Below are 24,012 nucleotides of genomic sequence, written 5' to 3' on the forward strand. Positions count from 1 at the left end.
AAAAAATTGAATTCTTAACCGCTAATTCTAATGAGATGAGACTAGCGGTTCTTTTTTTATAAAAAGAGTGAAGGGAGCAAATTAACATCAACAATGAACAATGGAACAATATTTTTGTCCTCCGATGTCGCGCGATAAGAACATTGTACCATTGCTGAAATGGACAAGAACATTGTTCCATTCAAAGTCGCTTATTTAGCGGCTTTTTTGTTTTAAGGAACTAAGTTCTTGTCCCCTAATGAGGACAAGAACTTTGTACCATTGCCGAAAAGGACAAAAACATTGTGTCATTTCGGATTAGGTAGGTATATAAACAGTTGGATGATGGAACTCATGTAGCGAGATAAAAGCACAGAACTCAGTTCCATTGCTGAAACATGGTACCAATGTCGATTTTAATTCTTAGCTGTTTAATTAAACTAACGGGCAGGTTAATTTAAAAAGCATTGCACCAGGACAGCTATTCAAAGCGTTTAGTTACTTTTAGTTGGCAGTCATTACTAAAACAGAAAACCGGTAGTAGTTATAGTTTGTTCTAAGATGAATTTACTTATCATTGTAAATTACTTTGTGATACATAGTAATATGTGGTACGATGTAAATGGGGTGAACAAAATGACAGAAAGCAGTATCAGCCGAGATTTGCTTCGCGGTAACATGGATACGATCATCTTACGGGTTTTAACCGAAGGAGATAACTATGGCTATGAAATTATAAAAGCTATTTCGAAATATAGTTATGGTCAGTATGAATTGAAAGAACCATCACTTTATACGAGCCTCAAAAGATTGGAATCCCATGGTCACATAAAATCGTACTGGGGAGATGAAAGCCATGGAGGTAGGCGTAAATATTACACAGTTACTTCTTCTGGTCATGAAGTATATTTACATAATCTCTTAGCATGGAAAAATGCCAAAAAGTTAATTGATCAATTAATTGAATCAGAGGGGGGAGCAGAATGAACAAATTAGAAAAATATGTAGACCATCTATTTACCGGATATAAAAAGACTCGGCAAGTGCAAGAACTTAGAAATGAGATTCTAAGCAATCTTGAAGCCAAAGTACATGATTTGACAGCACATGGTATGAAATACGAAGTTGCAGTACAAGAAGCAAAAAGTAGTATCAAGAGTGTAGACGGCTTGGTGGAGGGGCATTTTCCATATTACGTGAATAAATACAAAGCGGAACTTCTTCAAACCGCAGCGCTCTATTTTTTAATTGCTTGGGTTCTAACTATACCTTTAAGTCTTATCAAACAAGCAGGTATTCTCTTAAGCGTCATTCTGCCGATTTTGGCAGCAGTTTGTTATATAAGTTATCTTAAGAAAACTAATCTAAATCAAAATAATAAAGATCTAGCTATCTCTCATGATGTCTCGAATAAGCGTCATCGCAATATAGCTTGGGCTATTTGGACTGTATTTTTCCTTATCCAATCGTTGTTCACGACAGCTATCCATTTTGGAAGCGATATATGGTTTGGAAGAGGTATTCAGATACTAGGACCTTATCAGTTTGCAGTTCTTGCAACCCATTATATTTGGCCCTTAATTACTGTTATTATTCCATTATTGTTCCAAGCTTCATTGAAAGTGAAACAAAAACATATGGTAGGTGAATCTTTATGAATAAAAAAAACACAGCAAATTTTGTTCTAGCTATGATAGGGATTATTCTCTTTGTCACCGTTTATGGAATCCTATTGCCGAGAATGGAACGCGAAGATCAAGTCTATGCAGCTCAACAGACTGACCCTCTAACTCACAATATTGAAGAATCCATCAGATATAAAAATAAATACATGGGTAACGCGGGGAATTTATCGGGCCTAATTCATTCTCTTCCACTAGGGAATATTGAGAGTGAACTTGAGCTCTTTCCTGATAAGCTGGCAGCAAATATATTATATAAATCTTCTACTGCCGACATCACACCAGAACTGTTGGAACGTTCATTAATATATAATGCAACAGCAACCTTTGCATTAATTGATAACTTGCAGGAGATTCGTTATACATTTTCTGACTTATCGTATGTAGTATCTAGAGAAGATGCAGAAATGTTGCAGGGGCAAGCTGACTCTCCATTAATTAATTCCCCTAATAAATGGAGAACTGAATTTCAAAGTAAATTAGAAGATTCTAAATACGTGGAAATGGGAATGAAGACGTTGTACTAAATGGTTGATTATTATCTATGAAATTAGATTGATTGCAAAGATTGAGCTAACGGGAAACGTTAGTTGAATGAATACAAGAAAGCAATCGTTATGACCGGCTGCTTAATTCTAAGTCAGCTATATAATATACAATATCACTCTCAAAAAGGGGTCTTAAGAAATGAAAGAAGGACATATTGAAAAAATTAATTTATATGACATTACTAAGGATATATCCGAATATAGAAACTGGATAGTGAATGAAGTAAATGATCATGCTCTACGTATTGCTGTTATTAATGGTGAATATCATTGGCATAAGCATGAAGATTGTGATGAGTTATTCATGGTTCTTGAAGGAGAACTTTTCATTGATTTGGAAGGGATAGGACGATATACTTAAACTTGGAGAAATTTTTACTATTCCACGTAATGTTATGCATCGTACTAGGTCTATTGAAAGAACGGTTAATTTATGTTTTGAAAATCCTCTAACGATATATCTGGAAAAACAGCAGAAAGTCTATAAAGCTAACTGGTAGCACCAAAAACACACAATTGTCGCGGGACAAGAACATTGTACCATTGCCGAAAAGGACAAAAACATTGTGTCATTCCCGATTACATACAGATTGTACGTTGAGAATTAATAAAGACTCGCCAGCGTTAGGCGAGTCTTTATTAGTGTAGTGATAGAGTTAGCTCCACTTTCTTGAAGATGATGTATAGCTACCATCGCCTTTGATATTCAAAATCAATTCCCCGTTAGTAGTTTGAGGATTGATTTCCCATATTCCAAAACTAGTTTTAATAGAAGAAGTTGCACGTATTGTACCGCTACTTGGGCCTGGACCAACTCCTGCGACCTCACCATCCAAATTCCAAAGGCTCCATATCGGACTGTAAAAACTTGTAGAGGGAACTGAGTTGTACCATGTGATTTTATTACCGTCAGTAATGTACTCTTGTTTTAAAGTATAAGACCATAACAGCAGGGTGTCGCCAGTAACAGCACTGTGAGCACTGAGTGTTACATCTGCAGTCCAAATACCGTTTGCGGCAGGGGCAATTAAAGAAGGAAGTGACCTATTTTGCGAAACTGACGATGTTAGCTGAATATAGCTTCCGTCATCAAAAGTATATGTAGCTACTGGATTAGACTCATCAACAACCAGACCTGATTCCAATGCTTCGTTAATCTTAGCTGGATTGTTAGCTTGAACTTCCAATTGGGCAGTGGAAACGCTAGGCGTCACCTCACCATTGTTAGTGGTGTCTGCTGAGGCAAATGCGGCAGTGGACGAGGAAAGTATAAATGTAGCGGCGAACAAACTGACCAAGTACTTTTTCATTCTCTTGCTCCCTTCGTAATACAATATGGTATAATTGGATTGTACAATCATATAATACCATATTAACCCATTTAATGAAACCCTTTTTAAGGATTTAATTCCAATTATAGGAAGGGAGTGGATCTTATGTTAAAGGAACTCAGGAAGAGGGATTATATCATTTTCTTTGTGATCACTATGCTAGGTTTGCTTGTCAATCTGACAAGTGGCACAGGCAGTTCACTTGTTTGGCCTGTTGTAAAAATTTTGATTGCATCTCTGGTAGTTAGTGCCGTAATGGGTACATTGACCAATGTGATCTTTCGGAAAAGGAAGAAGTTAGGCTCCTAAAGAATCAACACATGATTTGAAGAAGAAGTCGCTATTATGAACTGCACCCCAATTGTTGGACACCATCTAACAAATTGGAGGTGCAGTTTTTTTGTCAAAATTCAACTTAGACTTGAAGATAGTTTTTAGCGGAGAAAAATATTAGGTTGTAAAAAATAACAAAGTAGTAGACTAGCGAGGTACCAACAAAAGACTTCGGTGCCTGATTAGACATATGTACAAAATACGAGTTTTGTGAAATAGTAAGTAAAAATTTAGCTCAACAACTCAAATTCTCGATCTTCAACCAACCATCAACCAAATGAACATATTTCTTCTCTTTGTGATTCCTTCATTCCTCAACCCATGATTCATGCAACAAAACAATCATCCATCAATTTCCTGATAACTGATTTAATGAATTTAAAATTTATCCACCTGACACTTTGAACACTTCCTAAATACTGGCAAAAAACATATAGCGAATACAACATTGTCTATCGGTTCATTTAATACATTACCTGTAATTATTACTCCTGCTATAACGATTTATGGCCAACGTAATAAACAAACTATTCAAATGTCCTGCACCATAATACAGGTTCAATTTGCTTGATCGCCTCTCTTTGTGATTTTTTTATCATGTTATCATTTTCACGCTTTGAGCTCAAAAAAATACCTTGATTATTTAAAACAAACTGCTTAACTCTCGTCAAGCAGCTTAGTCTGAATTTGATTTATTGGTATCCTTGCCTACGTCACCTACACTGCGATAAATCTAATCAAACCTCCTAATATATATGGTATATGGTTTTCTTACTCCTTATGTTCAACAATAACAATAATGTATTCACCACAAAATATACATTAGAATATCTCTCTTCTCGCTTTTAGTTTCTCAAGGTTTTGCTTATGAAATCCCTTCACAATCAACCAAGTTGCCAAACTCAACTCATAAACACCTACAGGCAGTGCAATAACTCCTTTTACTGCAGACAGCGGTTCTACAATTCCGAACATTTCTAACAGACTGGCTATAAATACGAGTACAGCTGTAGTCATACCAAAGATCGCTAACCGTCTTGGCACTAAACCTGTTCGAAAAAGCAAATAGCTATACAAGGCTGTATTAACACCCAGCATAAAGTTGGGACCTAACATTGAAGTCCATCGATGGAAAGCTTGAAGCATGTATCCAATCTCCTGAAGATTTTCTTCACTTGTTAAGTGGTTTAATTCATAATGAATACTAAGTTGTAATAAACCTAATATACTCACCACACCTATTACAAGAAGAACAGCTTCCATAAATCGAAAGCACAGATGTCCTAGGGCAAAATGTTCATTCCAACGACGAAGATATGGAAATAGCATAACTCCTGTACCTACTGCTGTCAGAATGAGCAAGAGATCGTTCATGACTCCAAGTAAAACCTTTGTTTTAAATCCATTTGTCACGGCCAAATACCATTGTTCTGACAGTACCGGCTCATATGAAATAACAGCGATGACTGAGGTAACTGCAGCAACAATGTAAAAAATACCGATGATGATCCCATTTATTCTGTCTTGTGTCATAAACTTACCTCCTGGGGGTTATTATGGACCAATTTGAAGTCATAGAGAATGCTTTAATCCATATTGAGAATAATTTAGATCAACCTCTATCATTAGAGTCTGTGGCTAAGTCCAACAACATGTCGAAATTCTACTTCCACAGACTTTTTTCTGCCATGATGGGCTGTACGTTAAATAACTACATCCTCTCCAGAAGATTAAATGCGTCGCTACAATACATTCAAACCGATCATTTATCACTCACTGATATTGCCTACCAGCTAAACTTTGGAACTCAATCATCCTTTACCCGTGCGTTCAAACGCCAATATGGTATTACTCCAAGTTCTCAAAGAGTAAAAGCAATGCACATTTCTCAAACCCCCATGCCTTCTGTGGTTAGAAGACCCATCAAAAATATGAATGGAGATATTGTTACAGATTTCACCCTAATGGAATTCGAATCAATACGGGTGAGCGGCATCGCCTTTGAGGTTGACCTGGCAACCGATGATTACAAGACGAAGATTCGGTCTCATTCGCTCAAACTGTTAAATGAAATGGATAAAACCGTCACCGGTTCATGTTTTGTCATTTATTCGAATTGTGAACCCAATTCAACCCGCTTTAAGGTTCTATTTGGGATCCCATATGATATTCGAATCAATAAACCTTTCTATTTTACTGTTGATGTCCCACCGCTCTTCTGTGCCAGGTTCAAATATTCTGGTGACCTCCTAGATATAGGTGATGTTCTCAAAACAGATTATGCAAGATTTTTAAAGATTTCTAGGCAGGAAGCAGACGAGTCACATATTGAACTTATACAATTTTTTGATGACATACATAATCTTGATTCTGTCTATCACATTTACGCACCTATTAAAAAGCTACCTATCGATTCAGATTAATCATGACGCTTTACGGTAACGAGGTTTCTTTTGTTAATCTCTCCTTCCTGTTTACGTTTTGGATTGGATGAACAAAAGATAACATAATGGCTAAACATACACTTTCCAGATCTTGCTGTAACCCAAAAGGTACCTCTTGCGTGATGCATGCATGTCATCTATCAAAATATACGAAATCGTTATCTGCTTTTTATGGATGAATTTAACCAATCGGCATGGAATAATGTGGCTTTTTCAAGATATAACCCCCGGGAAACTTTTAATATCATATGGATAAATGTGTGAAATGTATTTATTTAGAGTTTTTGCACTTTTTCAGAGAAACGTTTTACTGGTCTACAGATCTAAATAATGATGCTGCAACAACAAAAAAGCCGCTGTGATAGCGACTTTAATACGAATATATTTTTTTCACTCGACAGCATCCTTTCAATCATTCGTCGTCATTCTCACTGTAATTCTCTTCAACTCACTAAGAATAGTATGACCTAAATTCTTAATCAATCCCAAACCACTTCTGTTCCCGCAATAAAATCATGAAGCGCACGTTTATCTTCACGTACTGCCACCATGATCACGCTGATAATAAAACAGATTCCTAAAGTGAGTGCATAGAGAATCCCTGCAACTACAACTCGTAGTAACATTGCACCAATCCCAGGTGATTCATGCGTATCGTATTTACGAATTCGAATTCCGCATATGCGCTTGCCGATTGTGCGGCCATTCCAAAACACGGGTAAAAAAATGGAGTACAATGAACTCAATACATTCGCGATCGGTTCATTACTATCAAAGTTTCCCGTAATCACTCCTGCTATCACGGCTAATGGCAATGCAATAATCAGACCATCCAAAATTCCTGCACCAAGTCTGATCCAAAAACCTGCGTTATACAAAATAATTCCTCCAGACTGCGTTAGATTGCACAAACTCCTCTCCAAATGGAATGATTAAATTTATGTGTATCATCAGAAAGTATAACCATGAACACCCTTTCAAGGAGGATAAATTCTTACGGCCCCCTTTTGTCATTTCTAGCAAACTAATCATTTGCATTCATACGCACCCTCCAACTCCCCAACTGCATGCGTATATGAGGATTTTTACGACAACATTGGGTACAAATTTGTGGGTTAACAACAAAAAAAGAAGCCATATTGAACATATGGCCTCACAACGAGGTTAGGATACAACACTATCCTACATATGAAACGCTCTCCAAAACGAGCCCTTGGTATTAATGATATCTCTGATCTGCGCAAAAGGAATCGTAAACGTTGGAAATCCCGCCGCATATGGAGCAATATCATAAGGATTGAAATAAAGATGCAGCGCATCTGCCGTAACAAAAAAAGGCTGATTCGGACTAATCCCTTCATAGGTATCCGGAAATACATAAGAATACTGCGGATCATTCTTGATCTGATCCCCCACAATCTGGCTCAATACTTTTACATAATCACTATTGGGTTTAAATAAGTCCTTCAGTTCATACATCTGTCCACTACTGAGGTTAATAATCGCATAGATCATCGTTGGCATGCCATGTGCAGCACCGAACGGATAGTTATATCCCGTGAGCTGCAGCTGCAGCAGCTGTTGCTGGTAGAACGTAAGTTCAAAATCACCGGTATAGCTATAGTCCAGCTTCTGGTCGGCAGGTATCGGTTTGATCTGAGACAAGGTCCTCAATTTCAGATTAAGTGCTAGTTGTGCGGCTTGATCGGCTAACCCTTCCACCTGCGGGTAGTAGACGAGGTAATCGGGATTCGGTTTATACTTCTCTTCACGTACACGGTAAGGCGGATGAAGCGGAACGATCGTATTTTGCCGCCAAATGATCTGCCCGGCACGATTGACATAGGATAAGCGCTGATCTACATTCGCCTTGATCAAATCCGGTGCCACAACTTCGAGTGTACCTGACCCTTCCACACGCGGAAAACCTGGTGCAGGTCGCCCGCTCAGATCCAGAAGAACCGTCTGTCTTCCATCCGATGCAGAGGCTAAGCCTCCTCTATAATTGCTGACATCGCGATATATGAATTCTGTAAGTCTCCTCCCGGTGACATCTGCAATGGCATACACAGAGCCTACGTAAGGCTGTTCCGGGTCAATCGCTTGCCCCAGCGCAAATCGCTGCTCCCCCAGATCTCGAATGTCGTTGTAGCCGGGTTGAATGACAAATGCTCCCTGCGAATTGATTACACCATAGATCGACTTGTAATCCTCCGCTGTATTCACAATGGCGTGACCGCCGCTGAACGGAAAGGCTGAAGTAAATTTCGGTTCAATTCGGACCTGACCACGTTCGTCCAGGTATCCGTATTTTCCCGAGGTCTCCCTCTGGAATGCCAGTAAACCATCTCCAAGAGGACCCACATACGCGTAAGGATATGTCGCCAGTCTCTGCCCATTACGATCAATGAGTGCAAACTCATTGTCCTTGATCTGAACAACGGCTTTTCCGTTACTAAAATCGTAGGCTGATACGAATTGTGCCCGGATCACCTCATTGCCAGCAGCGTCCAGGTAGCCGTAACGACTCACATCCCCACCTGTCTGATCTCCGGAAGTATCATAGAAAAGCGCACGTCCATCCTTCAGATCCGCAATAAACGGATATGCCCGTTTGGTTAGCACATGACCTTGTTCATTGATCATTTTGAATCCTTGAGAATCAATGACGATTGCCCGTTCTTCTGCGAACGCATTAATGGAATCGTATACAGGTTGAACCACATACTGCCCATTCAGATTAATAACGCCTGCATTTCCGTCCTTAACAACGACTGCCAGACCATTTGGCTGAAAATCACGTGCATCATCAAGCACCGGTTCCAGTCGGATACGACCCTCTGCGTCCATATACCCCCACTTGGTTCCATTAACGGTTCTTACCGATATGGGGAATAACCACGTCGTTTCACGGACATGACTGCCTCCCATGCCCTGTTTAATCCGTTTCTCCAGCTCAAGCAGCACTTCACGCGATGGATACGGTTCATTGAAGCTTAGCGCTTTCTGAACCGACATCAGTGCAGCGGGCAATAACCCGGATCGGTACTGGGCATCGGCAAGGTAGTACCAGTAAAAGGTGTAATCCGGATAATGCTGGGTTAGTTGTTCATAGTAATGGACGACCTTGGGAAAGTAATACATGTACACATCCGTGGCGGGTACCCATTTCCCATTTTGCCACCGAATGATCTCTACCCGGTAAGCCTCCCCTGTATCATGTGTCCAGAGGGCAATCTCCACTTTTCCATCTCTTCCGTGCTGACCTGGCATATCAATAATCTCGGCATGACTGAAATAGAGATCTTCTGGTGCCACGTCAGTTAACCCTGATTCTGTCCATTCATATACAGCAAGTTTGGACCAGATGGAACCGAGCTGCCAGCCTACGATAAGATTGTTTCTTGCAGTCGATGTCACAGGTGCAGCTGTGAGCAAGGTTACATTGTATCCCATGCCTTTGGTGACAGACATCTTCGTCCACTGACCTTGCACAAATTTCAAAATGAATAATGTCAATTCTCCATCCAGTTTATATACCGCAGCAATCTCCGGCATCCCGTCTCCGGTCAGATCTGCTGCATAGATAGCCGGATGTTCGACAGGTTTAAGTATAGTGACAACAGCAGCGCCAGCTGGAAGTTGTTGTTTAACAATTTGAGTTAACAGCGGCTCGCTCATGGACATGTTGTTTCCTCCCTTATGACCGCATTCGCCTAATGGTATGCATCATAACCCGGGATATGACATCTGAACGAATAAAACTGCTAACATCACATTAAGAGATCTTATCGCGTAGTATTACTTTCTGACCGTTAAACATAATGTGGTTAACCTCTTGTATCGGAATGGTCTGGGTCGATATCCATTTCGTTATAGTATCCTCAATCCTCACAAACCCTCCTTTTGGTGTAATCTGTGTACCATCATTTAAATAGATCTCCAGACGAAGATCCTCGAGGGGAATTCGATTCATATCCATACCCTTCAGTGTTACACCTACGGAAGAAACGGTTACTTTGACATCTGTATCTTTATCAAGATGGACCGTAGCATCCCCCGTTTTGCTTAAAGCCTCTTCTTTCAAATTAAAACTTGTTTCCCACTGCCCCTTAATTATCTGATCATAGGTAGTAAACTTCCCTTTAAGCTGAAGATTTTCGAGTTGACTGATATCGGATATATCGAAGATATACTCTATATAGTCTCCACCGTAACCGATACCGTCTTTCATAAAAGAACCATAATAGATCGTATTCATTGGAATATTTTGTGGAGTACCTTGCTCATCGGTAAAGAAAAAATAACCATAATTGTAACTGCCCATTTCAATGTTGGGATTCACCTGAATATGCAGTTTTTCATCCACGAAACCTATATTGGAGATATATAACCAATCCATTCCCTCCAAAGGAATATGAGTTTCGTCACGTTGCAGTACATGAATTGAACCCTCTTCATCAAATATCTTTGAGGATTCTCCGCTCCACCCGCTTATATCGTCTTTCATTTGATTCAGGGTAACGTAGTCATTCTGTTGATGCGTACTTAAAAGTTTGGAAAGATTAAGTTTTACATCATAATTCTCATCTTTGGATGCACCAGACAAAAATGAACTTACACTCAACGTCATCCGGCTCTTCAGTTTTTTTCCTTGTATCAGAAATCGTACAACCGCTGTTTTTTCTTCGGCATCATAATATACGATCTGAGCGTTATTTGCCTGACCACCAGATACATGATAGCTATATATATCAAGTGTGGCATCAATTCGATCTTCCGTAAGATCCGTGAAAGAAACATATATTTCCGCAGTATTTCCATCTCTCACTGCACCAAGTGTCTGCATCCGTATGCCTTGATCTTCACTTAGCTTGTTTACTGGTTGAAGGATATTAATTCGATCCGCACTCAGAAAGCGGAGAACGGATGACAGATCAATAACCCCTAAGGCTGCTGCTGCACCAGTAACAACCGTTAAGGATAGAACGGACGCAGCAGAAATATAGATGATCTTATGTCTCATTTTACTATTCGAGGATGTTTTCGAATTTTTTATTTGACTTTGAGCATCTACTTGAAGCCCAGCCTTCTCATAAAATATATTCTTGATATTCATTAGATTTTGTTCAGTTAAATGATCCTTTGAACGTGAAATGTAAATCACCACCTTTATTTTCTTTTCATCCACCAATCTCGCAGGTGCTTTTTAGAACGGTAAATTTTATTGTGGACCTGTCTAACTTGTAGGGATAATGCTTCTGAGATTTCATTAGGCTTTTGCCCATCGTAAAACCGGCGTTTCATAATCTCTCGATCCGGTTCAGGGAACGCTTCAATGGCTTGCTGTAAATCATTCTGTTCTTCTCGGCTGATGATCTGAGAGAGTGTATCTTCTGTTTCAACAACATGGATGCTTTCTTCGTACAGAAGTTCACTCCTTTGGTTCAATTTTCGATATCGATCAATCGCCTTGTGCTTAGCGATGGTTGCAAGATAATTTTTTAGACTACTACGTTCAGGCTGGAATGCTAGTGGATTTTGCCAAAAAGAAAAAAAGGTGTCTGCCACGCACTCTTCTATATCTTCTGTCGATGCCTTATGTAATATGGAATAAATGATCTTCCACAGTAAACCCGCGTAATGATCCATAACCCACGTCATGGCACCAGGATCGCGCCTTGCGACTGCTTCCCTGATCTGTTCCTCACTCATCGATGTTCATTCCTCCTCTCATTAGCTTAAAATAGCACTCCTACTTAAATTCGATTTAAAATTCCAATTTACTCACAATCCACAAAAAAAGATTTGCAGAGGCATACGCTTCTACAAATCTTTCGGTGCGCTTCAGAATGTTTCCTGAACGCTTAGTTGCACATATTGAGTTAACCGGCAATAATATCGCAGCAAGAGCTCTTCATCACCGTTTCCGAGAGCCAGATTACGTCCCTCCATAATCATTGGCTCAACCACTTCCTGAAGAAACATTAGTTGGAACCGCTTGGTCTCCTCGAGGAACTGTTCCAGTACTTCCACATCCCTCAGTGTAAATTGGGATATTCCCCGCAGCAGCAGTTCTTCAGCCCAACTGCCTACCTGCTGTATGAACTGACTATAGTCTTCCAAGTCTCCCCATCCTTCCGTAACCCAAATCCAGTTTCAGGCTGATTACCTTTTGACCCTTCAGGAAACTGATCGGATAGAACTTGCTCTGTTCAATTCGAACAAAAGCATAAAAGTGTTCGAGTGAAGCGGCTCCATACCCTGACTCGAGACGCTGAAACATCGTTTGCCAGTCCATTGAATAGGGGAACGTCAGGGGAAGCAGCTCTCCGTCTTCACTTTCAATCGTCAGAATAAGATTCTGGGTTTGTTTATCAAAGCTGTGATCCACGATTTTGGCCACCCGAAGGATCGCAAGACGCTCTTTCGGTGGTGTAAAGAGATCAAATATCCGGGAATCCTCAAGGAGTACAGAAGATACATCCTGCCTGAATTTGCCCAGATTCACATCTTCCACTTCTGTTCGCGTCATTATTTCTAGCTTCGCCCCTTCCCCGGAGGAGAGCCTGCGGTCTTCATTCACTTTTACCGTGTGAAATTGCAGCTCTTCCCCGACAAATTGACGGAAGGTTACGTTGGATAACCAGGGAGTATATGCTCCATAGTGCTCTGAGTAGGAGAACGATTGATCGTCATAGTATACGGCTCGGACATCACTATACGTATACATCTCCTGGTCATCGAGGCAGTAGAAATAATACGTTATTCCGCGGTAACCGGACCGAGTCTCCCAAGCGTCCGCCCCCAGACCGTACAAGTGCAGCTGCGGAACCGTGAAGTATTTACTGCGAAAACTGCCTATGAGCTGACTCTGTTTAAACGCAGATACGTTCTCCTGCTCCAACACCTCCAGCGCGAGATACAGTTTGGTGATCCGATCAAGCATGGACTGCATGGAGAAACGGATATGCCGGTTAAAAAACAGTTGCAATTCACCCTGAATTCCTCGTAAACTGCGCTCAACGTCAGGAAGGTTGCCACTATGAGCCGCAATAGCCAATGTCTCGAGCTGAGCCATATAGGTTTGAGGCAGCCTTGCGAGTCCTGTATTTAACATACCAGTAAGCATGCCCCGACATTCGCGAACGGTATGAATGGAAAACTTGGCTTCATATACCTTTCCGCTTAATGCTTCCGTATCGTCCACATTATGTTGTCTTCTATATCGCAGTAAAGCTTCCAGCTTCGCCATATTTCCGGCGGTCTGTTTCACCTTGCATAGAGCCTTGGCCAGGCTCGGTTCCTCGGTAAATGAAACCTCAATGTCTTGTCTTACAAGTCGTACCGTAAGGAGTGAATCCTCCAAAATTTCAATCTGCTCGGGATACCGCAACCTGAACAAAACCTCTTCGATCATTGAAGAGCTGTACGATTTCATTAATGTGGACAGGTCATACTCCGTCATCCAGCGGAAACGGGATACCATATTCGTAGCTCCCGCTTCCGCTCCTATACCGAGGGAATTGGCACTTGACTCGTCAGAACCTGCTTCAAGTTGTTCCGCCTTCGTCTTATTAGATCCTGTAGCATCTTCGTCCGTCTGTTGTTCACGCTGATAATACAGGATGGAGATCAGAACATGTTTGCAGACATGTTCTGACGGACAGGAACACGCCCAATGATCCAGCGTATCTTCCAGCGTACACAGGGTTCCATCGCTCAATTGACAACTTACTGAGGATGCATTCCACGTATATTGCACACTCACACCGTTATCCATATCTTTCAAAGACCGCTTGTATAATCCCTTGTTGGCATGCCGTATAAGGAAATCTTCGGTACACAGCTTCGCAAATGTCCTGAATTTATGTTCAAATTCATTCACGACATCAACGCCCTGTCGCTCTCAAGATATCGTAGAGTGTTTCACTGAAGACACGTCCTGGAATTTGTCCCAGGGCAATGCTCTTGTTGTTGCCATAATAATAGTTCTTCTTGCTATCCGGTCTAAAGAAATGCAGGTCTTCCAGCGTAATATTATCCATTCCCTCGTAATATGAAATACTCGTACCGCTGAAGCGCAATTCAGCAACAAATTCATCGTATTCTTTGTAAAACTCGTGATACCAACCGCCGTCCATTGCCGGCCCTTTAATCCAACCGTATTTCTCCAGCGCTTTAGGGAAAACAGTTGGTGAGAATTCTGATTCAGGAAGACGATTATATTCCTCAAGCTTGAAATCTTCATCCTCAGGCAAATGAATTTCACGCTCAAGCTGCTCGAAAGGCTGCTTGATCTCATAATCTTCAAGCTGCGTTTTCCAGCCCTCCAAAATGGATGCTTCAAGTTCAAGAGGGTGTACAAGTCCGACCTGAGCATCAGAAGGCAGTTCGTATTCATCCTCATCCACAGTATTAAATGTGCCATCCTCCATATAGCGGAAGGTGCTGATCAGCTCGCCATCTTGATACGTGCCCCAGATCAGACCTACAGCGAATTTCTTCATGATTACATTTTGAACAAACAGTGCCTTCCACTCATCTGCGGACCACAGACGCTGCTTGGACAGTGATTCTTCCAATCGCTCTGCCTGAATGCCGACCATCGTTTTGAGGTCTTTCTTCAGCTGTGTGAAACGTGCCTTGGACTGCGCAGCGAGTTCGGCATCGTCTTTCTGTGCAGGGGCAGGCAGGCTTTTCACGGTTTTACCCGTTTCTTCATTCAAGGCAACGACCTGCAGATCCCCATTCACTTTAATCAGGAAGGATCGCTCTCCGTAACTAAGACGCATCGTTCCTGACTCGTCAAAACCGAGCGTAGTGACAAGCCGATCTTCCAACTGTTCCGGGGTAAGTCCCAAATTGTCGGCTGCTAATTGCAGCGCTTCTTCTGCAGCGCCCTTAACCTGCCGGTTTTTCACGCTTCGTTTAATCTTGTCAATGGCCATGAGAGCAGATGGCTCTTTCAGATAAGCCAATACCTTTACAGCCTCTGCCGCAATGGCTCCCCGGCTGTTTTCCGTCCATTCCTTAATTTGAGGGGTTAAAATGTTCACGATCTGAATATTGCCAAAGAGTGCAGAGATATACATCACCCACTTCTCCTTAGCAGGCGCACCGTCCTGGATCCACAACTGGAGCAGTTCACTAGCAAATCGCGCTAACGATTCTTCGCTTACGTATTCACGCAGTTCATTCAGCCTTTCATTCGGCGAAGCTGTATGATCTACCGATTGCACCAGGATGTATTGCTTAATTCGTTCGTCCAAAGGCTGATTGTCCCCCAAACGAATAAGAGAAGGTAGATCATTCAGGGATAACCAGCCAAGCCTAGAGAGCTTTTTGGCATCTGCCTGATCAGCAAGTGCAGCGTGGGCATACTCAGGACTTTGGTCCGCGGTATCCAGCAGAATTTGGATCAGGTTCTTCCAATCCTCTGACTTCTCAGCCTTCAGAAGCTCATGATATAGATCCTTACTCTGTTCCAAACTGCGGATGGCGCTGAGAGCCATTTCTTTCACGCCTGCTTTCTTCTCTGAACGGTATATGGTCGTAAATAAGTCTGGGTCAGGCAAGCGATTGAATTCGGATAACGCGAGTCCGTTTGCCTTTTTGGACGAATCCTGCAACCCGGCACGAATGGCTTCGGCAAGCTTCTTGGTTGAGAGTTTGCTCCGGTGTTCAAAGGTGATCTCCAAAATCAACACCCGAGTGTCGGTTGGAAGCTTCTTATACTGTTCCAGGGCATAGTCCAGATTTTGCTGGATGATCCGGCGGTACTCATCCTGGGGCATGGAATTATATCTGTAATCCGTCATGCCGTTAAGCGAGATCAGGCTGGTTAACAATTTCTCATGCTGCACCTCCGGATCTTGTCCATAACGTTGAAGCAGCTTCTCTCCACTAAATGCGTACGACCGATACATATCAGAGACAATGTCCAGCGTCCAGTCCGGATAGGTAGTCAGAATCACGAACCGGCGCATCGCCTCCGAATCCACAGGCAGGAAACTAATGGCAACCAGGCTCTGAATGCGCTTTTTGTCACGATTCAGGTTATTAAACAGACCGCGGCTGTTTGGATCTTTCCAGTACTCCTCAAACGGAGTTTTGCCTTCCAGATACCGTGCGATCGCAAGACCGCTGCGACCTCCATCCAAAGGCTCCCGCAGTACGGCAAAAACAGCTTGTTCAACCGTTCCGTCAGCATTAGGCAGTTCCAGACCTTGATCCTCCAATATCTTTTGAATAATCAGCTTGAGATACGGTGTTTTGAGAATCTGATATGCTCGTCTGGATTGATCGGGCTCACTCGTAATCGCCGATTGTAGAGAATTCCAGGATATGGAATACATATTAAGCTCACTTAGCATTAGCTCGATCAACTGATAAGGTTCTTCGAGAGGAAGCACACCAGCAAGAAGCACATCGGCATTCTTGGTTCTGGAATCCATACTCAGCAGGTACATGCGCATTTCAAAAGGATAGATCTCATGCAATTGCGTTATTGCTTCCAAAAGCGCATGACCCGTCTCACCTTTGTTTTCAAGAAACCGCTCTTTACCCCCGCTGATATTAATCAGATATAATAACGAACTGCTCAGCAATACCATGGTTTGGTGGAACACGTTCTGGGACAATTGATCTTTTTTATTCAATGAAGTATTTGGATAATGCTCTGCAATTAGTCGATTCCGTTTTTGTTGAAGGAATTCCGGATCCAGATCATGCCCGGACCGATTAGACCTGGTCTGCATGGAGCAAACAACCAGTGGCTCAATAAGCTTATGTAAGGTAGGACGGAGCTGTTCTGCATCATCAGCTATTACCAGTTGAAGCAACTCATGCAGGTTTTGGCTGAGTAAATGTACCTGTGCCGGATGTGCGGCAACGCCATTCAATTGGGAATACAGTTTCAACAGAAGCAATGCGTTGATTATTTCCCGTTGGTGGTTTCCGTAGCCATTTCCTTTTTTGGATTCAACAAACAACTGAACACGGCTTAGCCTGCTTTTCAGCTCCTCTACAATCTCCTTATCTCCGGCAAACTGACGGATTTTCTCCAACCGGGACAGCAAACCACCCAGCCGGTCCTGACTTTTGCTCTTTCCGCTTAATCCGTAAGCTTCTGAATCATTTCCCAGACAGACGGTGAAGCCATCTGTACTCCAGGAATTGCGTCTGGAATATTGGGACTCCAGATGAATGACAATAGCCCCCGCTCGGAAAAATACGTCCCCATCGTCTTTCTTGGCAAGTTTCATGAGAGCATCAATCGTATAGTACACATAGTGACTCGAATTTCCCAGCATTTCAGGAAACTTGTCCGTTATTCCCAGGACATAATCAATGATTTCTTGACTCCGATCTGTTTTGAGTGAGTAATCCTTCGAGCACATCTCAGCAAACTTCTCTACCAGTGCTTCCACCGCGCGGTCTGTTGTAAGCATTACGCATTCCTCCTTGAAATTTAGTAACAAGACACTTTGTATTTTCACTAGGTAATAATATCGCCAATCCAATCTGCCAATTCATTGGGAGTAATTGCAGCTACATGCGCTCCCATATTGGTTAGCGTTTGTGCAGCATGTTTGTTGTAGACGGTATCCCCATTAAAATCGAGTGCAGTGAGGACAAGCAATTTGCACCCTGCGTCGATAATATCTTTGCACGCCTTATACATCTGCTGGATCGGATATCCTTCTTCCAGATCACTGACTAGGATATAGATCGTTTTGCCTGGATTATCGATCAACGTTTCTCCATAACGCAGCGCCTTGGCAATATGCGTCCCTCCACCTAGCTGTACACTCATGAGCACGTCTACCGGATCTTCCAACCTGTCGCTCAGATCGACAACCTGGGTATCAAATATAAACAGATGGGTACGCAAAGCATTTAATCGATAAAAGATACTTGCCATCACCGAGCTGTAAATGACCGAGTCCATCATACTGCCACTTTCATCCACAGCGATGATGATGTTCCATTTATTATGCGGCTGTATGTTACCATCGAAATATAAACGATCAATCACAAATCTGCGTTTGGTTCGGTCATAATTCTTCAGGTTCTTGGTGATGGTTTGTTTAAAATTCAGATTGCGCAAGGATCGTACAGAACTGGGCGTGTACCGGCTGCGTTTCCCCATGATACTGGCTCTGGTCTGTGATTCCAGTTTACGGCGCAGATCTTCAACTACGGTTCGCACAATTTCCTTCGCACTTCGGAGTACATCACCCTTCATTCGCCCTTTGAACTGCATGATGTTTTTCAGCAGGTTCATATTGGGTTCGAGAGATTCAAGCAGCTTTTTATCTGTTAACAGCTCTGTTAGACCGTAACGGTCCAATGCCTGTTTTTCCAACAATTCCACGGTTGGTTTGGGAAACAATTCCCTGACCTTATGCAGCCAATTGGGGACCGTTAGATTCGAAGAACCACGTCCGCCTTCTTTTCGATATCCCTGTTCCTCGCCATACTCGCGATTGTACAGATAACCCAGAATTTCATCGATTTCGGTATAAGCAAAATGATCCGCATTGTAAGCCTCTGTATTCGACAACCCTTCTTCGGCAGATTCGCCCAGGATCAATCGCCACCGGTTTAAGGTTTCCGCCTGTTTCGGATTCGGAGTCTCTTTTACATGATCGGGAGATGTACTGCATCTGTTCAAATCAGCTTCCATGCCTCAAACTCCTTCCGAATGGCATCGTCCCATGCTTTCGCCTGAATTAGCATTTGTTCGTCTACCCCAGGCTTGGACATCTCTTCGGCCTGCACCTGATGCAAATTCGCAACCCGATCCGCAATCAGTGCCGTCTCCATGGGTGTGAAATAAGTAAAAGCAAGTCGCAGTTCCGGGATCATGACGATAAAGTCATCATGATCTAACTGCTCTATCATATAATTCAATTCTGATAAGAGCTGATCTTCATATAGAAAAGCGTCTCGTGCCACGGCAAACACGCCCTGTAAATAATGTGCTGTCTGCCGCATTTGTTCCGGCGTTCCGCGGATGTATCCCCGAGCGCGATCAACGATCTCTTCCCTTGATCGGTCACCGAGACCCGAAGATATGGCCAGGCACACCCCTTCGAGTTGAGCCGGAAGCTTGTGGTCTGCCAGCAATTCATTCAGGTGAGCCCTGAATGTTTCATCCTGATAACGTTCCTCAGAGGACTCAGCAAGCATCGCGAGCAGCTTCAGTCCCTGAATAATCGCTTTATGCTCATCCGGATTTGTTCTGGAGATATGCAATAGCTTGTCCACGGCATTGTTATAGGCTTCAGCAACCAGTTCGGGAAGATGGCTGTCTTCCGATAAACCAAGCAACCTTCGGTGTTGATGAATTCGATCCAAAATATGAAGGCTCGCGCACAGGGACAGGAAATTCCCATCCTTTCTTAACGCAGAACGCACCTGGTCATACAATTGCTTTGCCGTATCCTGTAACCCCATAAGCAGTGCCTGGAGCAAGGATTTCGCAAGTTCTCCGCTATGATGATCCGGGATATCCTGCATATGTTCTGCCATTTTCCGAGTAGCCGCTTCCTGAATCGTGCCGCCGTAGAGGGAATTTTCGATTAATCTTGCTTCAATTCTGGACGAATAGGTATAGATCCATGTCTCCCGGACCAGGTTCATGTCTCGCTGTGTAATCCAGTCCGGACCTGATTGACGCTTCGCAAATTCCGGAACCAGATAAGTAATGCATTGGAACAATTGACTAAGCTGACGGTGTTCCGGTTTGGCATACAGGTCCAGCACCTTTTTGTGCTGCCCGGTCGTCCGAAGCTGAAGCTTCGACAAGTCACAACGTGCTCTGAAATCTTCAACAATCGGGATACTGAACGAATTGGGAGCAACACTTCCGATCACATCACCCGTAAGGAGACGCTGAAGCTCCTGCAAAGGTTTTTCTGTAGCGAGCGTTAACTCGCCTTTGACAAAAGAGGCCAGAGCTGCGTCCATTAGCTCGTAGACACCGCCTTCCCTTTTGCCCCGAAGTGTAGCGAGGCCCTGAATCATGCTGAAAGCTTCTATCGCGTCACTCGTTGATACATGCTCATGACCTTCGCGCAGTTTACGAGTAAGCTGGGACAACAGATCAACTGCAATCATGTTATATGCCGCACTTTTCTGGCGGAGCAGTTGGGACCAGATCATATCGTAGTAATTCACATAAGGCATTCCGCTCGCATAGCCATTCAGACGATCCGCCTCCGCAAAGGTATATACCATGGGATACATCTGCTGATGGAACGAATCCTTCGGCGAAGAACTCATGCTATGGGGCACAGCCTTGTTCTGATTTGCACTAAGTTTCAAGTCCAGCAGTCCATACGTATGGAATCCACCTGTAATGACAAGCACACGATCATATTTTCGGGAAGCCTTATCGATACAACTTCGCATATGGGCTTCTCTAGCAAGGTCCCCAGAACTGTTTAGTCGCTCCGATGTATAACACATGCGGGATAACGTACAATACGTGAACACATCCTGCACAAACTCCTGCGTTGATTTCTCCAAGCCGCCAATCTCAAATACTTTCTCCCACAGTTCATCGAAGCTGCGACAGTTTGTTTTTTGACATAAACGGTTGATAAAGTCCGAACCAGCCAGCAGTGTTTCATCCTGGATGGAGATTTCCCGTTGTTCTGATTTTTCTTTCATAGAGAAATGATAGTAATCAAGATCAATAAACTGAGCCGGAATGCCCAGTCGGGATGCTTCTCGTAAAGCTACATATTCAGGAGAGTAACGCAGCATGGGATAGTAGCATGCAGCCCGATCATCCTCAGTCTCATAGGTATAATACAGACTGACCGGGGGAAGCGTCGCTTCATCGGCCAATACAGGAATGAATGGATTTCCGCTCTCCGGCCCTTCAATCAGAATGCTGTCCGGCTTGTACGCTTCAATCAACTGCAGCAAATGATAGGAGCATACCGGGCTATGGTGCCTTATGGGAAAATAGATGATACCGTTGTTCAGGTTATAAACCTGAGTTTCAAAAAGGATATGTAATTGGCTAACGTCCAGCTCCGCCAATTGGTGTTTTACCCGATCCATTTTTTCTCCTCATAATAGTCCTTCCAGATGCCCTCTTCCCTGGAGCGCTCTTTCACGACCTTGGAGAAGTAGGTTTTGAGAATGGACAGATCCTTGTCATTTTCCTTGGCAATGGTTCCGAGCATGTTCTGGACCAGCCGGTCCAGTGCAATCCCTTTATCTTCGTAATAATACGAGGTCATTGCACTTTGGACGTAAACGGATACGGCTTCGGCAGTACTCATGGAAGCTTGGGGCGTATCCAGCTTGTACCCCTCGCGTGTCATTCCGGTACGAAGCTCCATAAAAGTTGTTGCGAGCAGTTCAACTACATCCGGATTAATTTCGATGTCAATATCACTATGTAATAACAGGCTGCGTGCCTGGGATTCAATAATTTTCGCTTCCATTTTTACATTGCTGATCGGTTTGATCGTTTCAAAATTGAAACGGCGTTTCAGTGCACCGCTCATCTCGTTAACGCCTTTATCACGAATATTCGCTGTAGCAATGACATTAAATCCTGGTTTGGCAAACAAAACACCGCCATCCAGTTCAGGAATGCTCATCACCTTGTCGCTTAGAATACTGATCAGACTATCCTGTGCTTCGGCTGGACAACGTGTAATCTCTTCGAAACGGGTGATAATGCCTCTCTTCATTCCGCTGTACAGTGGAGAGGGTACCAGCGCCGCTTCGGATGGACCTTTATCAAGGAGCATGGCATAGTTCCACGAATATTTGATCATGTCTTCCGTAGTGCCTGCCGTCCCCTGAATGGTATTCAGACTGGTTCCCGAGATCGCTGCGGTCAGCAGTTCACTGAGCATGGTCTTGGCCGTTCCTGGTTCTCCCACCAGCATTAATCCACGATTGCCCGCCAGCGTTACTACTGCACGTTCAATTAATACGTCATTGCCGTAAAATTTACGCGTGATCGGAATGGCCTCCCCATCAAGTATCGCAGGTTTGTCCCTGCCAATGATGAAGTCACGCACGTATGCCGGGGACAATAGCCAATTCGGAGGCCGCTTTCCCGTATCTTCCTCCCGGAGTGCGCGTAATTCAGCCTCGTATAGTGTCTCAGCCGGTGGTTTAAGCATTTCCATCGTCAACAGTATCCCCTCTCACAAAACAGATCGTATGTTCTTATTCCTATTATTTTATCACAGTGGTCTCTCAACTACCCTAGAAACCGAGAAAAATGGTTGAAACGTCCCTCTTATCCGAACTTTGTACTAAGTCGATGGACATGGGAATAGCACATTTGTGAACAAAGAGTCCAGTCATTAATTTCCGTTATATCGGCATCATGCTCCCTCCAACCCAGATTCTTTCTAGGCTTTTGCATAAAAGGTTCTATGAACTACTAATATCATTACATTAACAATATGATGGTTTAACCAAAGAATGCGAACAACGCAAAGAAACACAGACTGTCAGCCTGCGTTTCATTCTTCTCACTACTATTTTTCGAAAATGATTCTACATTCTACCATTCGCATGTTTCCTGCTTACATTCTTCGTCCACAGGAAGCGGAATACAGCTCATACCACTCGTATCTTGTCAATTCAATCCGGGTTGCATCACGGCAGGCACGAATACGTTCAGGTCGTATTGATCCAATGACAGGTTGAATTCCGGCGGGATGCTTCATTAACCATGCGAGCACTACAGACTCAGCCGTAACGCCACGTTCCCCGGCTATACGATGAACCACCTGGGCTGTATGTTCAATTTCCGGTCTCTGCCCTTCAACCACCCTGCCTGTGAATCTTCCCTGAGATAGCGGCCCCCATGCCTGCAGCTGGATATGCTCCGCCTGACAATACTCCATCGTACCGTAAGGAAAAACATTCTCCTTGGCTTGTGGACGATTCACGGTAACCCCTGCTTCCACGAATCCGATTTTGTCCAGACTCATCTCAAGCTGATTCACTATCAGAGGAACGGTACAGTTCAGCTGAAGCAGACGAATCTGTTCTGAACCCATGTTGGACACACCAAAATGCCTGACCTTCCCTGAATGATGGAGCCTCGCAAGTGCCTCACCAATCTCCTGCGGATGGGCAAGAGGATCCGGGCGGTGGAGCAGCAATATGTCCAGATAATCTACTCCGAGGCGTGTAAGAATGCCGTCAACACTGGCTTGAATATGGGCTCCGGAAGAATCATAGCGCTGTGGACCTTCGTCATCTCCCACCAGGCGTATGCCACATTTCGACTGGATAATGATCTGTTCTCTCAATCCTTGGCGCTCTGATAATATTCGGCCAAAGACATGTTCTGCTTTGCCACGTGTATAGATATCAGCCAGATCATAATGATTAATGCCGATTTCAAGAGCTGCTTCGACAGCCTGGTGGCCTTCGAGAACAAGATCATCGGTAATGGGCAAACCATCCCACTCCCCGCCGAATCGCATGCATCCAAGCACAAGAGGACTTGCTGGGATTTGGTGTTGATGCAGTGGGAGCCTTAAGTCTGTCATGCAGAATTCACCACTTTTCCATTATTTTATTAACCGCTTTCAGTAGATATACACTTTCTTCCCAACCATTCTATTTTCCTTCCTTTACAGGCAAATTTGAACGAAATTTGATATCATTATCTATAAATATAGCTGCAAATAAC

General features: G+C 43.2%; 18 protein-coding genes and 1 pseudogene. 6 read left to right on the forward strand and 13 right to left on the reverse strand.

The features are described from left to right. Positions 1 to 615: 615 nt before the first annotated feature. The 4 genes and pseudogenes from AB3N00_RS03035 to AB3N00_RS03050 all read left to right on the forward strand — a co-directional run bounded on the left by AB3N00_RS03035 (position 616) and on the right by AB3N00_RS03050 (position 2,709). Positions 616 to 966 (forward strand): PadR family transcriptional regulator, encoded by a 351-nt coding sequence (locus AB3N00_RS03035; RefSeq protein WP_175398567.1) that lies wholly within the window; start codon positions 616 to 618, stop codon positions 964 to 966. Then, a complete protein-coding gene (locus AB3N00_RS03040; RefSeq protein ID WP_413033235.1) occupies positions 963 to 1,637 on the forward strand; it encodes a permease prefix domain 1-containing protein in 675 nt (224 codons plus the stop codon). Before AB3N00_RS03035 ends, AB3N00_RS03040 begins: the two co-directional genes overlap by 4 nt. Continuing rightward, a complete protein-coding gene (locus AB3N00_RS03045; protein ID WP_175398565.1) occupies positions 1,634 to 2,188 on the forward strand; it encodes a DUF4825 domain-containing protein in 555 nt (184 codons plus the stop codon). Before AB3N00_RS03040 ends, AB3N00_RS03045 begins: the two co-directional genes overlap by 4 nt. Positions 2,189 to 2,363: 175 nt before the next feature. Beyond that, positions 2,364 to 2,709: pseudogene (locus tag AB3N00_RS03050) on the forward strand (cupin domain-containing protein). Between the two features lie 156 nt (positions 2,710 to 2,865). Here AB3N00_RS03050 and AB3N00_RS03055 read toward each other — a convergent pair. Then, positions 2,866 to 3,519, reverse strand: coding sequence for a hypothetical protein (locus tag AB3N00_RS03055; RefSeq protein ID WP_413033236.1), 654 nt, complete (start codon positions 3,517 to 3,519; stop codon positions 2,866 to 2,868). 126 nt (positions 3,520 to 3,645) lie between these two features. On the opposite strand from AB3N00_RS03055, the gene AB3N00_RS03060 reads away from it, so the two are divergent. Next, positions 3,646 to 3,849: a hypothetical protein gene (locus AB3N00_RS03060; RefSeq protein WP_413033237.1), complete on the forward strand. Its 204-nt coding sequence runs from the start codon at positions 3,646 to 3,648 to the stop codon at positions 3,847 to 3,849. 846 nt (positions 3,850 to 4,695) lie between these two features. On the opposite strand, the gene AB3N00_RS03065 is transcribed toward AB3N00_RS03060, so the two are convergent. Then, positions 4,696 to 5,406: a DUF4386 domain-containing protein gene (locus AB3N00_RS03065; protein WP_413033238.1), complete on the reverse strand. Its 711-nt coding sequence runs from the start codon at positions 5,404 to 5,406 to the stop codon at positions 4,696 to 4,698. 23 nt (positions 5,407 to 5,429) lie between these two features. Here AB3N00_RS03065 and AB3N00_RS03070 point away from each other — a divergent pair, with 23 nt between their 5' ends. Then, positions 5,430 to 6,296 (forward strand): helix-turn-helix transcriptional regulator, encoded by an 867-nt coding sequence (locus tag AB3N00_RS03070; protein ID WP_413033239.1) that lies wholly within the window; start codon positions 5,430 to 5,432, stop codon positions 6,294 to 6,296. Positions 6,297 to 6,796: 500 nt separating this feature from the next. Here the strand turns inward: AB3N00_RS03070 and AB3N00_RS03075 are convergent, their stop codons facing one another. The 11 genes from AB3N00_RS03075 to AB3N00_RS03125 form a co-directional block, all read right to left on the reverse strand. Beyond that, entirely contained in the window at positions 6,797 to 7,195 is a 399-nt protein-coding gene (locus AB3N00_RS03075; RefSeq protein ID WP_413033240.1) for an RDD family protein, read from the reverse strand. A gap of 304 nt (positions 7,196 to 7,499) precedes the next feature. After that, positions 7,500 to 10,004: a WG repeat-containing protein gene (locus tag AB3N00_RS03080; RefSeq protein WP_413033241.1), complete on the reverse strand. Its 2,505-nt coding sequence runs from the start codon at positions 10,002 to 10,004 to the stop codon at positions 7,500 to 7,502. Between the two features lie 91 nt (positions 10,005 to 10,095). After that, the gene (locus tag AB3N00_RS03085) at positions 10,096 to 11,508 is read right to left on the reverse strand and encodes a hypothetical protein (protein WP_413033242.1); all 1,413 of its coding nucleotides are present in this window, start codon (positions 11,506 to 11,508) and stop codon (positions 10,096 to 10,098) included. After that, on the reverse strand, positions 11,490 to 12,032 hold the full coding sequence (locus AB3N00_RS03090) for a sigma-70 family RNA polymerase sigma factor (protein WP_413033243.1): 543 nt from the start codon (positions 12,030 to 12,032) through the stop codon (positions 11,490 to 11,492). The genes AB3N00_RS03085 and AB3N00_RS03090 overlap by 19 nt, the downstream gene beginning before the upstream one ends. A gap of 132 nt (positions 12,033 to 12,164) precedes the next feature. After that, a complete protein-coding gene (locus AB3N00_RS03095) occupies positions 12,165 to 12,443 on the reverse strand; it encodes a hypothetical protein (RefSeq protein WP_413033244.1) in 279 nt (92 codons plus the stop codon). Then, complete coding sequence (locus tag AB3N00_RS03100; RefSeq protein ID WP_413033245.1) at positions 12,430 to 14,100, reverse strand: hypothetical protein; 1,671 nt, start codon at positions 14,098 to 14,100, stop codon at positions 12,430 to 12,432. Before AB3N00_RS03100 ends, AB3N00_RS03095 begins: the two co-directional genes overlap by 14 nt. 109 nt (positions 14,101 to 14,209) lie before the next feature. Beyond that, positions 14,210 to 17,770 carry a DUF4132 domain-containing protein gene (locus AB3N00_RS03105; protein WP_413033246.1) on the reverse strand — a complete coding sequence of 1,187 codons (3,561 nt, stop codon included), beginning with the start codon at positions 17,768 to 17,770 and terminating at the stop codon, positions 14,210 to 14,212. Between the two features lie 47 nt (positions 17,771 to 17,817). Next, on the reverse strand, positions 17,818 to 19,008 hold the full coding sequence (locus AB3N00_RS03110; protein ID WP_413033247.1) for a VWA domain-containing protein: 1,191 nt from the start codon (positions 19,006 to 19,008) through the stop codon (positions 17,818 to 17,820). After that, positions 18,993 to 21,398, reverse strand: coding sequence for a DUF5682 family protein (locus tag AB3N00_RS03115; protein WP_413033248.1), 2,406 nt, complete (start codon positions 21,396 to 21,398; stop codon positions 18,993 to 18,995). Before AB3N00_RS03115 ends, AB3N00_RS03110 begins: the two co-directional genes overlap by 16 nt. Then, positions 21,386 to 22,486 carry an ATP-binding protein gene (locus AB3N00_RS03120; protein ID WP_413033249.1) on the reverse strand — a complete coding sequence of 367 codons (1,101 nt, stop codon included), beginning with the start codon at positions 22,484 to 22,486 and terminating at the stop codon, positions 21,386 to 21,388. The genes AB3N00_RS03115 and AB3N00_RS03120 overlap by 13 nt, the downstream gene beginning before the upstream one ends. A gap of 405 nt (positions 22,487 to 22,891) precedes the next feature. Next, complete coding sequence (locus AB3N00_RS03125; protein ID WP_413033250.1) at positions 22,892 to 23,869, reverse strand: aldo/keto reductase; 978 nt, start codon at positions 23,867 to 23,869, stop codon at positions 22,892 to 22,894. Positions 23,870 to 24,012: the final 143 nt, after the last annotated feature.

The sequence above is a fragment of the Paenibacillus xylanilyticus genome (assembly GCF_047246825.1).
Lineage (GTDB): Bacteria > Bacillota > Bacilli > Paenibacillales > Paenibacillaceae > Paenibacillus > Paenibacillus xylanilyticus_B.